The organism is Pseudomonas sp. GL_091 (assembly GCF_057837725.1).
Window position 1 is genome coordinate 2,230,161 of the sequence record NZ_CM174451.1, and the last position, 14,313, is coordinate 2,244,473.

The window sequence follows — 14,313 nt, forward strand, 5'->3', positions numbered from 1 at the left end:
CGGGGTTTTTTTAGTGCGCCTGGAAATTACTCTGGGCGAACTTGAGCAGCTTGCATACCCTTTTGGCCTTTCTCAGCCACGAAGGAAACAGTCTGGCCTTCTTTCAGGCTTTTGAAACCGTCGCTTTCGATAGCTTTGAAGTGTACGAACAGGTCGTCACCGCCACCTTGAGGAGTGATGAAGCCGAAGCCTTTTTCATCGTTGAACCATTTAACGGTGCCGGTTTGGCGATTAGACATGGTGTATCTCCAAGAAACATATATTTTCAGTAGTACTGTGCTGCTCAGGCCAACTGGGCACACCCGAGTATCATAGTCGAAATGTTCGCTTTGGGAGCCCCCCGGGCGAGCTGTTTGCTCTTCTATCGCACACTTTTCGTTGCGCCAAATGGCTGAAGGCCCCGGTTTAAGCGGCTTTTCGCCTAAAAAAGAGCGATTAAAAAAAGCCATAAAAGCTGCATAAATTATGTGAATCAGCAGTTTTTCGGCTGATTTTGGCCTTCGAACCTTCAAAATCTCTACTTGAATGCGTTATTTCTTGGCTTTGCACACCGAGATTTCGGTCAGTGCGCGCTGCGCCAATTCGTTTGATGGCGGTGTTTTCGGGTCCATCAGTTGCGCGATCTCTTGCGTGGTGAATTTCTTCTCCAGGACGTCGGCGCCGCACGCGCAGTGCTTCTGTGCTTCGGACGGGTTGATGCTTTTGCTGGCCGCCTCTGAGCAATCTGTCATGTATTTGGCTTTCAAGCCTGCTGGCCAGGCAGCGTGGGCGCTCAGTGGCAGCAGCAAGGCTAGCGGGGCAGCGATAGCAAAAAGACGGATAAGGCGCATGACTGGAACTCCTTGGGGTCGATATCTGTGGCGATTCTCAGTCAATTTGAGGTGGCTCGTATATCTCAAGTTCACTCCGGGCCTGAAAAGTGAGGAAATCTTCACGGCCTGAATGCGTGCAAGTCGACAACCGTTCATCTGTGCTAGCATGCCCCGCTCGGGCGTTTGCAGGCTCCGATGGGCCTTCAGTCCCGGTAGCAGCAGATGCGCGATTAACCCTGATTTGAATCCCAGTCACTCTGGTTCGGTTTTCCGGTTGGCCGCAAGGCTCCTGCCGCTGTAAGGCAGGCGTTCGTCATTGAATGGCCTGGACCGGATCTTGTACTGGCTCATCCCAACCCACGTGACCTTTGGTAGGGGTCACCACTAGGAGAGGAGGCGCCATGCCAACTATTACTCTTCCCGACGGTAGTCAACGTTCATTCGATCACCCGGTTTCCGTAGCCGAGGTCGCCGCATCCATCGGTGCTGGCCTGGCCAAGGCCACCGTCGCCGGCAAGGTCGATGGCAGGCTGGTCGACGCCAGCGACATCATCGACAGCGACGCGTCGCTGCAAATCATCACGCCAAAGGATGAAGAGGGGCTGGAGATCATTCGCCACTCTTGCGCCCACCTGGTTGGCCATGCGGTCAAGCAGTTGTACCCGACCGCCAAGATGGTCATCGGTCCGGTCATCGACGAAGGTTTTTATTACGACATCGCCTTCGAGCGTCCTTTCACCCCGGACGACCTGGCCGCCATCGAACAGCGCATGCAGCAGCTGATCGAGAAAGATTACGACGTGATCAAGAAAGTCACTCCGCGCGCCGAAGTGATCGAAGTGTTCAAGGCCCGTGGCGAAGACTACAAGTTGCGCCTGGTCGAAGACATGCCGAACGAGCAGGCCATGGGCCTGTACTATCACGAAGAATACGTCGACATGTGCCGCGGTCCGCACGTGCCGAACACCCGCTTCCTGAAATCCTTCAAGCTGACCAAGCTGTCCGGCGCCTACTGGCGTGGCGATGCCAAGAACGAGCAATTGCAGCGCGTCTACGGCACCGCATGGGCGGACAAGAAGCAACTGGCGGCTTACATCCAGCGCATTGAAGAAGCCGAAAAGCGCGACCACCGCAAGATCGGCAAGCGCCTGGGCCTGTTCCACACCCAGGAAGAGTCGCCGGGCATGGTGTTCTGGCACCCGAACGGCTGGACTTTGTACCAGGTGCTCGAGCAGTACATGCGCAAGGTTCAGCGCGACAACGGCTACCTGGAAATCAAGACGCCGCAAGTCGTTGACCGCAGCCTGTGGGAGAAATCCGGGCACTGGGCCAACTACGCCGACAACATGTTCACCACCCAGTCGGAAAACCGCGACTACGCGATCAAGCCAATGAACTGCCCTTGCCACGTGCAGGTGTTCAACCAGGGCCTGAAAAGCTACCGCGAGTTGCCGATGCGCCTGGCTGAGTTTGGTGCATGCCACCGTAACGAGCCATCGGGTGCCTTGCACGGCATCATGCGTGTGCGCGCATTCACCCAGGACGACGCCCACATCTTCTGCACCGAAGAGCAGATGCAGGCCGAGTCCGCCGCGTTTATCAAGCTGACCATGGACGTCTACGCCGATTTCGGCTTTAAAGATGTCGAGATGAAGCTGTCCACTCGTCCGGAAAAACGCGTAGGTTCCGACGAACTTTGGGATCGCGCCGAAGCTGCGCTGGCCGCAGCCCTTGATAGTGCGGGCCTGCCGTACGATCTGCAGCCGGGCGAGGGTGCGTTCTACGGTCCGAAGATCGAGTTCTCGCTGAAAGATTGCCTCGGTCGCGTCTGGCAGTGTGGTACCCTGCAGCTCGATTTTAACCTGCCTGTCCGTCTGGGAGCCGAATACGTCTCCGAAGACAACAGCCGCAAGCACCCGGTCATGTTGCACCGGGCGATCCTGGGGTCCTTCGAACGTTTCGTCGGAATTCTGATCGAGCACTACGAGGGTGCATTCCCTGCGTGGCTGGCGCCGACCCAGGCAGTGGTGATGAATATCACTGATAAACAGGCCGATTTTGCCGCTGAAGTTGAAAAAACCCTCAGCGAAAGCGGATTTCGTGCCAAGTCTGACTTGAGAAATGAAAAGATCGGCTTTAAAATCCGCGAGCATACTTTGCTCAAGGTTCCTTATCTCTTGGTTATCGGAGATCGGGAAGTCGAGATGCAGACTGTCGCTGTGCGTACTCGTGAAGGTGCTGACCTGGGCTCGATGCCCGTCGCCCAGTTCGCTGAGTTTCTCGCGCAAGCGGTTTCCCGGCGTGGTCGCCCAGATTCGGAGTAATTATTATTAAGCGTGAAATGAGACAAGATAAACGAGCTGCACCGAAAGCCCCGATCAACGAGAATATCTCGGCACGCGAGGTTCGGTTAATTGGGGCTGAAGGTGAACAGCTTGGGATTGTGTCAATTGAAGACGCGCTTCTTAAGGCTGAAGAGGCCAAGCTGGATCTGGTGGAGATTTCCGCCGATGCAGTACCCCCTGTTTGCAAACTGATGGACTACGGCAAGTCGATCTTCGAAAAGAAGAAGCAGGTTGCTGCGGCCAAGAAAAACCAGAAGCAGATTCAGGTTAAAGAAATCAAGTTTCGTCCAGGGACGGAGGAAGGGGATTACCAGGTAAAACTGCGCAACCTGGTACGTTTCCTGAGTGATGGGGACAGGGCCAAGGTATCCTTGCGATTCCGCGGCCGTGAGATGGCCCACCAGGAGCTGGGGATGGAACTCCTCAAGCGAGTTGAAGGTGACTTGCTCGAGTACGGTTCGGTCGAACAGCATCCTAAGATGGAAGGACGCCAGCTGATCATGGTCATCGCCCCGAAAAAGAAGAAGTAATCAACAGGGCACGGCAGGCCTTCTGATTATGTTTATCAACTGAATGCGGAGTATCCGAACATGCCAAAAATGAAGACCAAAAGTGGTGCTGCTAAGCGGTTTCTGAAAACTGCTAACGGTATCAAGCACAAGCACGCTTTCAAGAGCCACATCCTGACCAAAATGTCGACCAAGCGTAAGCGTCAACTGCGCGGTAGCAGCTTGCTGCATCCGTCTGACGTGGCAAAAGTCGAGCGCATGCTGCGCCTTCGTTAATTTTAGTCAAGAATAGAGGAAGTAACTCATGGCTCGTGTAAAGCGTGGCGTCATTGCCCGTAAGCGTCACAAAAAAATTCTGAAACTTGCTAAAGGCTACTACGGCGCACGCTCCCGCGTATTCCGTGTTGCCAAGCAAGCGGTAATCAAGGCAGGCCAATACGCCTACCGTGACCGTCGTCAGAAAAAACGTCAGTTCCGCGCTCTGTGGATCGCTCGTATCAACGCTGGTGCGCGTATCAACGGTCTGTCCTACAGCCGTTTCATCGCCGGCCTGAAAAAAGCGTCCATCGAGATCGACCGTAAGGTTCTGGCTGATCTGGCAGTGAACGAAAAAGCGGCGTTTGCTGCGATTGTCGAGAAAGCTAAAGCCACCTTGGCTTAAGTACCCCCGACAGTCACCCGGCCTCGCATCTGTGGGGCCAGGTGTTAAACGTCATAAATAGGGGAAGAGCCTTCAAGCTCTTCCCCTATTTTGTATCTGGAGTCTGTACATGGAAAACCTGGATGCGCTCGTCTCTCAAGCACTAGAGGCTGTGCAAAGCGCTGAAGATATCAATGCCCTGGAGCAAATCCGGGTTCACTACCTTGGCAAGAAGGGTGAATTGACTCAGGTGATGAAGACCCTGGGGAATTTGCCGGCAGAAGAGCGTCCGCAGGTCGGTGCGCTGATCAACGTTGCCAAGGAGCGTGTCACAGAGGTCCTTAATGCGCGCAAGGCATTGTTTGAAGAAGCCGATCTGGCTGCCAAACTCTCTGCCGAGTCCATTGACGTGACCCTGCCTGGCCGTGGTCAGACCTCCGGTGGTCTGCATCCGGTTACCCGCACTCTGGAACGCGTCGAACAGTTCTTCACCCGTATTGGCTACGGCATCGCCGAAGGCCCGGAGGTCGAAGACGACTATCACAACTTCGAAGCGCTCAACATCCCAGGCCATCACCCGGCCCGGTCGATGCATGACACCTTCTATTTCAATGCGAACATGCTGTTGCGCACCCATACCTCGCCGGTACAGGTCCGCACCATGGAGTCGAAACAGCCGCCGATCCGCATCGTCTGTCCAGGCCGTGTATACCGCAGCGACTCCGATATCACCCACTCGCCGATGTTCCACCAGGTCGAAGGCTTGCTGATCGATCGCGACATCAATTTCGCCGACCTCAAAGGCACCATCGAAGAGTTCCTGCGGGTGTTCTTCGAAAAGGAACTGGCGGTGCGTTTCCGTCCTTCGTACTTCCCGTTCACCGAGCCATCCGCTGAAGTCGATATGGAATGCGTGATGTGCAGCGGTAAAGGCTGCCGCGTCTGCAAGCAGACCGGCTGGCTGGAAGTGATGGGCTGCGGCATGGTTCACCCGAACGTGCTGCGCATGTCCGGGATCGACCCGGAAGAGTTCTCGGGCTTTGCCTTCGGCATGGGCGTAGAGCGTCTGGCCATGCTGCGTTACGGCGTGAACGACTTGCGTCTGTTCTTCGACAACGACTTGCGGTTCCTCGCGCAATTTCGCTAGTCGTAACGAATTCTTAGGAGAGCAGGATGAAATTCAGTGAACAATGGCTGCGTGGCTGGGTTAGCCCGCAGGTAAGTCGCGACGAGCTGGTTGCTCGTCTGTCGATGGCCGGTCTTGAGGTCGATAGCGTTACGCCGGCCGCCGGTGTTTTCAGTGGCGTGGTCGTTGGCGAGGTGCTGAGCACCGAGCAGCACCCGGACGCCGACAAACTGCGCGTGTGCCAGGTCAGCAACGGTTCGGAAACCTTCCAGGTTGTTTGCGGTGCGCCAAACGTGCGCCCGGGCCTGAAGATTCCTTTCGCCATGATCGGCGCAGAGCTGCCAGGCGACTTCAAGATCAAGAAGGCCAAGCTGCGGGGCGTTGAGTCCAACGGCATGCTGTGCTCACAATCCGAGCTGCAGGTCGGTGAAGGTCATGACGGTCTGATGGAGCTGCCGGTCGATGCGCCGGTAGGTAAGGATTTCCGCGTTTATCTGGACCTGGAAGACGCCAGCATCGAGGTCGATCTGACCCCGAACCGTGGTGACTGCCTGTCCCTGGCCGGTCTGGCCCGTGAAGTCGGTGCACTGTACGCCGCTGCGGTGGTCCGTCCGGTCGTGGCCTCGGTTCCTGCCGCCCACGATGAAGTGCGTTCGGTAGAAGTGCTGGCGCCCGCCGCATGCCCGCGCTACCTCGGTCGTGTGATTCGTAACGTCGACCTGTCCAAGCCTACGCCGCTGTGGATGGTTGAGCGCCTGCGTCGTGCAGATGTGCGCAGCATCGATGCTGCCGTCGACATCACCAACTACGTGATGCTGGAGCTGGGTCAGCCGCTGCACGCCTTCGATCTCGCCGAAATCAACGGTGGCATCCGTGTGCGCATGGCCGAAGACGGCGAGAAACTGGTGCTGCTCGACGGTCAGGAAGTCAGCCTGCGTAGCGATACGCTGGTGATTGCCGACCATTCCCGCGCACTGGCAATCGCCGGCGTCATGGGTGGCGAGCACAGCGGTGTTTCCGCGACCACACGCGATGTGTTCCTGGAAAGCGCCTTCTTCGACCAGATCGCCGTAGCAGGCAAGGCCCGTTCCTATGGCCTGCACACCGATGCATCGCATCGCTATGAGCGCGGTGTGGACTGGCAACTGGCCCGCGAAGCCATGGAGCGCGCGACTGGCTTGCTGTTGGAAATCACCGGTGGTGAAGCGGGTCCGATCATCGAGACCGTCAGCGAACAGCACCTGCCGAAAATTGCTCCGATCACCCTGCGTGCCCAGCGCATTACCCAGATGCTGGGTATGGAAATGGATTCGGTCGAAGTGGAGCGTCTGCTCAATGCCTTGGGCCTGACCATTACTGCCGACGGGGCAGGGCAGTGGCGTGTAGACGTACCGAGCCATCGCTTCGATATCAGCCTGGAAGTCGACCTGATCGAAGAGCTGGCACGCCTGTACGGCTACAACCGTTTGCCGGTCCGTTATCCGCAAGCGCGTCTGGCGCCGCAAGCCAAGGCAGAAGCCCGTAGCGACCTGCCTGAACTGCGCCGCCTGCTGGTTGCCCGTGGTTATCAGGAAGCAATTACCTACAGCTTCATCGATCCGAAACAGTTCGAGCTGTTTAATCCGGGTGTTGAGCCGTTGCTGCTGGCCAATCCGATCTCCAATGACATGGCTGCCATGCGTTCGTCGTTGTGGCCAGGTCTGGTCAAGGCGCTTCAGCACAACCTGAACCGTCAGCAGGATCGCGTGCGTCTGTTCGAAAGCGGCCTGCGTTTCGTTGGCCAGCTTGAAGGTCTGAAGCAAGAGCCGATGTTGGCGGGTGTTGTTTGCGGTAGTCGCCTGCCGGAAGGCTGGGCGCAGGGTCGCGATACCGTCGACTTCTTCGACGTCAAGGCCGACGTTGAAGCGGTTCTGGGCTTCGCCGGTGCCCTGGATGCGTTCACTTTCGTGCCGGGCAAGCACCCAGCGCTGCACCCGGGTCAAACCGCGCGCATCGAGCGTGACGGTCGTCTGGTCGGCTTCATTGGCGCGATCCACCCCGAATTGTCGAAAACCCTCGGTCTCGACCGTCCGGTCTTCGTCTTCGAGCTGGTTCTGGCGGAAGTCGCGTCGGGCAAAATGCCAAAATTCCACGAGTTATCGCGCTTTCCTGAAGTGCGTCGTGACCTTGCACTGATTGCGCACAAAGACGTTGCAGCCACGGCTGTACTGGATGTAATCCGTGAAAATGCAGGCGAATGGCTGACAGACCTCAGGCTATTTGACGTGTATCAGGGTAAAGGCATTGATCCTGATAGAAAAAGCCTTGCAGTCGGCTTGACCTGGCAGCATCCATCGCGCACTCTTAATGACGATGAGGTGAATACCGCAACGCAAAACATCCTCACCTCGCTCGAACAAAGGTTGAACGCCACGTTAAGGAAGTGACGTATGGGGGCTCTGACGAAAGCTGAGATGGCGGAACGTCTGTATGAAGAGCTGGGCCTGAACAAACGGGAGGCCAAGGAATTGGTCGAACTGTTTTTTGAAGAAATCAGGCACGCTCTTGAAGACAACGAACAAGTCAAATTGTCCGGTTTCGGCAATTTCGACCTTCGGGACAAACGCCAGCGGCCTGGCCGCAATCCGAAAACGGGGGAAGAAATCCCGATCACGGCTCGCCGTGTGGTCACCTTTCGTCCAGGGCAGAAGTTGAAGGCCCGAGTTGAGGCTTATGCTGGAACCAAGTCATAACGACGAGCTCCCCGTCATCCCGGGCAAACGCTACTTCACCATTGGTGAAGTCAGCGAGCTGTGTGCGGTAAAACCACACGTGCTGCGCTACTGGGAGCAGGAGTTTCCTCAACTCAACCCTGTCAAACGCCGCGGAAACCGCCGGTATTATCAGCGCCAGGACGTGCTGATGATCCGGCAGATCCGCGCGCTTCTTTACGATCAGGGGTTCACCATCGGCGGAGCGCGCCTGCGCTTGTCCGGCGATGAAGCCAAAGACGACACCACCCAATACAAGCAAATGATCCGCCAGATGATCGCCGAGCTCGAAGATGTTCTGGTGGTACTCAAGAAATAAATTCCTGCTTTTAAATACTTCCAGTTTTCAAAAGCTTGCGATATATTCTTGAGCGTTCCTCGAGATGAGGGATGAGTTTCACGCCTAGTCGGGGCGTAGCGCAGTCCGGTAGCGCACTAGCATGGGGTGCTAGGGGTCGAGTGTTCGAATCACTCCGTCCCGACCATATAATTCAAGGGGTTGCGAGATTTTATCTCGCGACCCCTTTTTATGTTTGGTTGTTTTTACCCCTACAAAACGGCCGGCTTTCGGTGGAATCCTCACCTCTTGGGGAGGAGATGGGCGCAAGATTTCGGTGTGCCAATGCTCCCCCGAGGAAGTTTGGTGATGGAGGGCAGAGATGGACCTAGCTGGCGGCTCATCAGGCAGTCGGAGGGAATCTGGTGGTGGAAGCCAGTCGCAACGCCGCCATGTTGGCCAACGTGCTCGACGGACTGGAGCAAGCCAATTCTATGTTGCGGCGCGTGGTCATCTATTAGGGCTTCAACATTTACGGCTCCCACCTTGGGGCGAGGTTCGCACGCCTGCACGGGAGAGAGATGCGGGGTATACGCCACCGAACCTGTACGTCGCTCAGGAATCCCAACTGAGAAAGCGTGCCGAGCATAGCCGTTGGGATTATGTGGCGTAGCATCCTGATCTCATGGTCGGGGATATCTACGGCAACCCGATGAATATTGCGATGGTCATCAGTGTCTTCGCCGAGCTGTCCCATGCGCTAAGTATCCCGATGCGATTCCCCGGCACCGATTAGGCCTACGGCCAGCTACTGCAATTCACGGGCGCCGGTTTGCAGCCATGAGCCAGGGCTGCGCTCAGCGAGTTCGTGGCGAGGCTTTCGACGTGGTCAGCGGCGACATTTACCTTTGGGAGCGTATGTGGCAAGACACCGCCAAATATTTAGGGATGGAAACAGCGTCGCCGGTTCCGTTGACGCTTGCACGCCACATGCACGAAAAGGGCGAATAGTGGCGAGAGATCGCCGAGCGCCACAATTTGATCCAGCCTGATCTGGGTAAGCTGGTCGGCTGGGGGGATTCAATCTTCCATACCGAAACGGTCATCATCTCAGATACAAATAAAATCTACCGATTCGGATTTACGGAAAGGGCCGATTCTAAAGCTTCGTTGTTCAGGGCGCTGGATAGCTTGAACAAGCAACGAGTGCGTAACACGAAGATGTACGGACAACGTTAAAGCCGTGCGTTGATCCATTCCCACACACTCTTGCTAAGCCAACCTTGGTGCTCACCTTCGTTGATCTTAGTTGTAGTGGTCTAATGAAACCGGACACCCATTTAGGCGAGAATGCTCGCCAGATCGAGGTGTCAGATGACCAAACAACGCCGTGTCTTTTCCGCTGAATTCAAACGCGAGGCTGCCGACCTCGTGCTCAAGCAAAACTACAGCTACATCGAAGCCAGCCGTTCACTCGGCGTCGGCGAGTCGGCCCTGCGCCGCTGGGTTGATCAGGTTCAGCAGGAGCGCCAAGGCGTCACTCCACAGAGCAAAGCGCTGACTCCGGAACAGCAGAAAATCCAGGAGCTGGAAGCCCGGATTGCCCGCCTTGAACGGGAAAAATCGATATTAAAAAAGGCTACCGCGCTCTTGATGTCGGAAGATCACGAGCGTACGCGCTGATCAATCAGCTGAGCGTCCATGAGCCGATTGATTGGCTGTGCAAGGTGTTTGATGTCACTCGCTCGTGTTACTACGCCCAGCGCCTTAGGCGCCGAACACCTGATGTCGAACGGCTTCGATTGCGCAGCCGGGTGAGCGAGCTGTTCTCGCAAAGTCGCAGTGCTTCGGGCAGCCGCAGCATCCTGTCGCTGATGCGTGACGACGGTGAGCAGCTCGGTCGATTCAAAGTGCGCAGCCTGATGCGCGAGCTTGATTTAGTAAGCAAACAGCCCGGATCACATGCCTATAAACGAGCGACAGTTGAACGGTTGGATATCCCGAACATCTTGAATCGGGAGTTCGATGTTCCGGCACCCAACCAAGTGTGGTGCGGCGACATCACCTACATTTGGGCGCAAGGAAAGTGGCATTACCTGGCTGTCGTGCTGGATCTTTGCACACGCCGGATCGTGGGCTGGGCGTTGTCGGAAAAGCCGGACGCTGAGCTGGTGATCAAGGCGCTGGATATGGCTTATGAGCAGCGTGGCAGGCCTTCGGATCTGCTATTCCACTCGGACCAGGGATCGCAATATGCAAGCCGACTCTTTCGCCAGCGGCTGTGGCGTTATCGCATGCGCCAGAGCATGAGCCGGCGGGGAAATTGCTGGGACAACGCGCCGATGGAGCGCGTGTTCCGCAGCTTGAAAACAGAATGGATACCGCCCACGGGCTACAGAACGACTCAAGAAGCCCAGCGTGTTGCCGCTGACCGAAAACTGACCCAGTAAAGGCTGTTCTGCCGACTGAAAACTGACCCAGGTGTTCAACTGCTTCTGCTCACTTTTCGAGCAGGAGAACACAGGGTGATCAGCATGGAAATGTTGGGAAAAATCCGGCGGATGTACTTCCGCGACAAGCTCTCGCTGCATCAGATAGCCAAGCGTACCGGACTGTCGAGAAACACCATTCGAAAATGGGTCAGAGCACCCGAAGCCACCCAGCCGGCGTACCAACGGTGCGCAACCTTCAACAAACTCAGTCCATTTCACGAGACGCTGGAGCTGGCGCTCAAGGCCGATTCGTTTCGGGCAAAGCACAACCGCAGGAGTGCCAAAGCACTCTTCGAACAGATCAAGGCCGAGGGCTACGACGGCGGCTACAGCCAGCTCACCGCCTTCATCCGTGCGTGGCGCGGCGAGCAAGGCAAGTCTTTACGGGCCTTTGTGCCGCTGACCTTTGCACTCGGGGAGGCCTTTCAATTCGACTGGAGCGAAGAAGGTCTGCTGATCGGCGGCCTGTTCCGACGCATCCAGGTCTCCCATATGAAGCTGTGCGCCAGTCGCGCATTTTGGTTGGTTGCGTATCCCAGCCAAGGCCACGAGATGTTGTTCGACGCCCATACCCGCTCGTTTGGCGCGTTAGGTGGGGTGCCGCGTCGCGGCATCTACGACAATATGAAAACGGCTGTCGACAAGGTCAACAAAGGCAAAGGCCGCACAGTCAATGCCCGGTTTGCCGTCATGTGTGCCCACTACCTATTCGATCCGGACTTCTGCAACGTGGCCTCCGGCTGGGAAAAAGGCATCGTTGAAAAGAACGTTCAAGACAGCCGACGGCGCATCTGGCTCGATGCTCAAAACTGCATGTTCCATACCTTCGAGGAATTGAATGCCTGGCTCGGCCAACGCTGCCGTGCGCTCTGGGACGAACTGGTGCACCCGCAGTACAACGGGCTGACAGTGGCGGACGTCCTGGAGCTGGAACGCGCCGAATTGATGCCGATGCCGACTGCCTTTGATGGCTACGTCGAGCGCACCGTACGGGTCTCCAGCACCTGCCTGATCAGCGTGGCGCGAAATCGCTACTCGATGCCGTGTGAGCGGGTCGGTCAGTGGGTCAGCAGCCGTTTGTATCCCACACGGGTGGTGGTCATCGCCGATGAAACGATGATTGCCAGTCACGAGCGCCTGTTTGATCGAGATCAGGTCAGTTTTGACTGGCAGCATTACATCCCGCTCATCGAACGCAAGCCCGGTGCGCTGCGCAATGGCGCTCCGTTTGCCGATCTGCCGAAGCCGTTGCAACTGCTAAAACGCGGTCTGAGGCGGCACACCAATGGTGATCGAGTCGTGACTCAAGTACTGGCGGCTGTTCCCATCGCCGGGCTCGACGCCGTATTGGTGGCTGTGGAGTTGGTACTTGAATCCGGCAGCTTGAGTGCTGACCACATCCTGAATGTCCTGGCTCGACTGACATCGACAGCAGCCCCTCCGTCCGCCGAAACCAGCCTTCAACTCAAGATAGCGCCTGTCGCCAATACGGCACGCTACGACCGGCTCCGTACCACCGATGAGGAGACTCGCAATGCGTGATCTTATGGCGGAACTCAAAGAACTGCGTCTGCATGGCATGGCCAGCGCCTGGGAGGAACTAGCCTCGCAAGGAGAAGCTTCGACGGCATCCTCGAAATGGCTGCTCGAACATCTGCTTCAACAAGAACATGCAGATCGAGCAGTGCGCTCAGTGAATCATCAGATGAACATGGCCAAACTGCCCATGCATCGTGATTTGGCCGGCTTCGACTTCAGCGCTTCCAGCGCAGATGCCCGCCTGATCAGGGATCTGTCCAACCTGGAGTTCACCGATACCGCGCAGAATGTCGTGTTCATCGGCGGGCCTGGAACAGGCAAAACACACCTCGCCACCGCCTTGGCCGTTTCCGGGATCACGACGCATCACAAACGCGTGCGCTTCTACTCCACGGTGGATCTGGTCAATCTGCTGGAGCGCGAAAAGTACGACGGCAAGACGGGCCGCATCGCTCAAGGGCTGCTACGAACAGACCTGGTGATACTCGATGAACTGGGGTATTTGCCCTTCAGCCAGAGCGGTGGTGCCCTGTTATTTCATTTGCTGTCCAAGCTGTACGAGCACACCAGCGTGGTGATCACCACCAACCTCAGCTTCTCGGAATGGTCGAGCGTGTTTGGTGACGCCAAGATTACAACGGCGTTGCTGGATCGGCTGACACACCACTGCCACATCGTCGAAACGGGCAACGAGTCCTACCGCCTGCAACACAGCAGCTTGGTCGCCCAGACCAAGATCAAATCACGTGAACGAAAGCGCAAAGACAATGATGGTGCCGAGGACGATGAGCTGTTTTGATCCGCACCGAAAATACCCTGCCGCATGCCCACATGCGGTGGGGCTTTAATGCCTCTTCCACCGGGACACGACTGCTAAGCTTATCCACAATTGCTGATGCCAAATCAGCAATCCGCCCTGGGTCAATTTTCAATCGGCAGGGTGGGTCAGTTTTCAATCAGCGCCGACAATGGGTATGCCCATGCAGCCACAGCGCCGGCTGCCATTCCCTGATCCGTTCTTCCAGGTCTGAAACGAAACTGGCGTTGATCGGCGAGCCGGCAAATTGAGGGCTGATGCTCGACCGGGTCGGGGCGAAGTGGGAAATTACCACGGTCGGAGTGGTGCTGTCCCGGCGGAAGCAGTCGTCCAGCCAGGCGACGGTTTGCAGGAAAATCAGCTGGGACAGCGCCGGGGTAAACAGGTCGGGAAAGTCCGGCGAAACCCGAATGTGAGTGAAGTCGCGCATCAGCTGTTTCGCCAGATCAACCCCTCGCGCCCGCTCCTGAGGATCATCGAACAACCGATAGTCCGACCACAGGGTGCAGCCCAGAAAACGCACGCCATCCTGCCTATGCTCCGAGCGCTCCAGAACCCGAATCCCGGTGCCCTGCGCCAGGCTGTTCAGCTGTTCATAGGTCGAGGCCAGATCGCTCCCATAAAACTCATGATTGCCCGTCACATACAGGATCGGGGCAGGGCAGGCCCGGGCCCATTCGATGGCCCTGGCCGGCCGGGCGATGTCGCCGGCAAGCACGACGATATCGGCCTGAACGTCGGGGAAAGGCATCAAATTGACGGACAAGTGGAGGTCGGACAGCAAGGCAATGCGCACGGCTCAATTCCTTGTGTGTGGAGTGCTGGAAAGTCGATGCCCAACTGTATCTCGCAAAACCTCACAGGTCTGCATTCATCAAGCCCGCGAAGCCTAAGCTAATTCCAAAAAGATATTTATTTAACTTTTTTAAGATCGATTAGCTTTATGCGTTCTTGAGAGCGCTGCGTTCAAAACCTGGCGCTTGGCCGATTTCCTACCCTGGGCCGG

General features: G+C 56.7%; 13 protein-coding genes, 1 tRNA gene and 1 pseudogene. 12 read left to right on the plus strand and 3 right to left on the minus strand.

Annotated features, from left to right (window positions below; all coding sequences use genetic code 11):
* Positions 1-26: 26 nt before the first annotated feature.
* Together AC3ITY_RS10310 and AC3ITY_RS10315 are read right to left on the minus strand one after the other, a co-directional pair.
* Positions 27-239, minus strand: a complete 213-nt coding sequence (locus AC3ITY_RS10310) for a cold-shock protein (RefSeq protein WP_003179963.1) — start codon at positions 237-239, stop codon at positions 27-29.
* Between the two features lie 291 nt (positions 240-530).
* Entirely contained in the window at positions 531-830 is a 300-nt protein-coding gene (locus AC3ITY_RS10315) for a hypothetical protein (protein ID WP_477783750.1), read from the minus strand.
* Between the two features lie 383 nt (positions 831-1,213).
* On the opposite strand from AC3ITY_RS10315, the gene thrS reads away from it, so the two are divergent.
* The 12 genes and pseudogenes from thrS (at position 1,214) to istB (ending at position 13,289) form a co-directional block, all read left to right on the plus strand.
* Positions 1,214-3,136 (plus strand): threonine--tRNA ligase, encoded by a 1,923-nt coding sequence (gene thrS / locus AC3ITY_RS10320; RefSeq protein ID WP_223542927.1) that lies wholly within the window; start codon positions 1,214-1,216, stop codon positions 3,134-3,136.
* On the plus strand, positions 3,136-3,687 hold the full coding sequence (gene infC / locus AC3ITY_RS10325; RefSeq protein WP_172668659.1) for a translation initiation factor IF-3: 552 nt from the start codon (positions 3,136-3,138) through the stop codon (positions 3,685-3,687). Before thrS ends, infC begins: the two co-directional genes overlap by 1 nt.
* Positions 3,688-3,747: 60 nt before the next feature.
* On the plus strand, positions 3,748-3,942 hold the full coding sequence (gene rpmI / locus AC3ITY_RS10330; RefSeq protein ID WP_002553160.1) for a 50S ribosomal protein L35: 195 nt from the start codon (positions 3,748-3,750) through the stop codon (positions 3,940-3,942).
* Between the two features lie 28 nt (positions 3,943-3,970).
* Positions 3,971-4,327 carry a 50S ribosomal protein L20 gene (rplT, locus tag AC3ITY_RS10335; RefSeq protein ID WP_007905879.1) on the plus strand — a complete coding sequence of 119 codons (357 nt, stop codon included), beginning with the start codon at positions 3,971-3,973 and terminating at the stop codon, positions 4,325-4,327.
* Positions 4,328-4,436: 109 nt separating this feature from the next.
* Complete coding sequence (gene pheS / locus AC3ITY_RS10340; RefSeq protein WP_007975711.1) at positions 4,437-5,453, plus strand: phenylalanine--tRNA ligase subunit alpha; 1,017 nt, start codon at positions 4,437-4,439, stop codon at positions 5,451-5,453.
* Between the two features lie 26 nt (positions 5,454-5,479).
* Entirely contained in the window at positions 5,480-7,858 is a 2,379-nt protein-coding gene (pheT, locus tag AC3ITY_RS10345) for a phenylalanine--tRNA ligase subunit beta (RefSeq protein WP_489308818.1), read from the plus strand.
* Between the two features lie 3 nt (positions 7,859-7,861).
* Positions 7,862-8,164, plus strand: coding sequence for an integration host factor subunit alpha (gene ihfA, locus AC3ITY_RS10350; protein WP_002553164.1), 303 nt, complete (start codon positions 7,862-7,864; stop codon positions 8,162-8,164).
* Positions 8,145-8,501 (plus strand): MerR family transcriptional regulator, encoded by a 357-nt coding sequence (locus tag AC3ITY_RS10355; protein ID WP_003179985.1) that lies wholly within the window; start codon positions 8,145-8,147, stop codon positions 8,499-8,501. Before ihfA ends, AC3ITY_RS10355 begins: the two co-directional genes overlap by 20 nt.
* 89 nt (positions 8,502-8,590) lie before the next feature.
* A tRNA-Pro gene (locus AC3ITY_RS10360) sits at positions 8,591-8,667 on the plus strand.
* 1,166 nt (positions 8,668-9,833) lie between these two features.
* Positions 9,834-10,879, plus strand: a pseudogene (locus AC3ITY_RS10365) (IS3 family transposase); the annotation flags it as partial.
* A 114-nt stretch (positions 10,880-10,993) separates the two neighbouring features.
* Entirely contained in the window at positions 10,994-12,493 is a 1,500-nt protein-coding gene (istA, locus tag AC3ITY_RS10370) for an IS21-like element ISPman1 family transposase (protein WP_489310826.1), read from the plus strand.
* Positions 12,486-13,289, plus strand: a complete 804-nt coding sequence (istB, locus tag AC3ITY_RS10375; RefSeq protein ID WP_489308820.1) for an IS21-like element helper ATPase IstB — start codon at positions 12,486-12,488, stop codon at positions 13,287-13,289. The genes istA and istB overlap by 8 nt, the downstream gene beginning before the upstream one ends.
* Before the next feature lie 157 nt (positions 13,290-13,446).
* On the opposite strand, the gene AC3ITY_RS10380 is transcribed toward istB, so the two are convergent.
* Positions 13,447-14,103: a metallophosphoesterase gene (locus tag AC3ITY_RS10380; RefSeq protein WP_489308822.1), complete on the minus strand. Its 657-nt coding sequence runs from the start codon at positions 14,101-14,103 to the stop codon at positions 13,447-13,449.
* Positions 14,104-14,313: the final 210 nt, after the last annotated feature.

Excerpts from the sequence above, each read along its gene's own strand:
- AC3ITY_RS10310 (WP_003179963.1), bottom strand. The coding sequence starts at position 239 with ATGTCTAATCGCCAAACCGGCACCGTTAAATGGTTCAACGATGAAAAA.
- AC3ITY_RS10315 (WP_477783750.1), bottom strand. The coding sequence starts at position 830 with ATGCGCCTTATCCGTCTTTTTGCTATCGCTGCCCCGCTAGCCTTGCTG.
- thrS (WP_223542927.1), top strand. The coding sequence starts at position 1,214 with ATGCCAACTATTACTCTTCCCGACGGTAGTCAACGTTCATTCGATCAC.
- rpmI (WP_002553160.1), top strand. The coding sequence starts at position 3,748 with ATGCCAAAAATGAAGACCAAAAGTGGTGCTGCTAAGCGGTTTCTGAAA.
- rplT (WP_007905879.1), top strand. The coding sequence starts at position 3,971 with ATGGCTCGTGTAAAGCGTGGCGTCATTGCCCGTAAGCGTCACAAAAAA.
- pheS (WP_007975711.1), top strand. The coding sequence starts at position 4,437 with ATGGAAAACCTGGATGCGCTCGTCTCTCAAGCACTAGAGGCTGTGCAA.
- pheT (WP_489308818.1), top strand. The coding sequence starts at position 5,480 with ATGAAATTCAGTGAACAATGGCTGCGTGGCTGGGTTAGCCCGCAGGTA.
- ihfA (WP_002553164.1), top strand. The coding sequence starts at position 7,862 with ATGGGGGCTCTGACGAAAGCTGAGATGGCGGAACGTCTGTATGAAGAG.
- AC3ITY_RS10355 (WP_003179985.1), top strand. The coding sequence starts at position 8,145 with ATGCTGGAACCAAGTCATAACGACGAGCTCCCCGTCATCCCGGGCAAA.
- istA (WP_489310826.1), top strand. The coding sequence starts at position 10,994 with ATGGAAATGTTGGGAAAAATCCGGCGGATGTACTTCCGCGACAAGCTC.
- istB (WP_489308820.1), top strand. The coding sequence starts at position 12,486 with ATGCGTGATCTTATGGCGGAACTCAAAGAACTGCGTCTGCATGGCATG.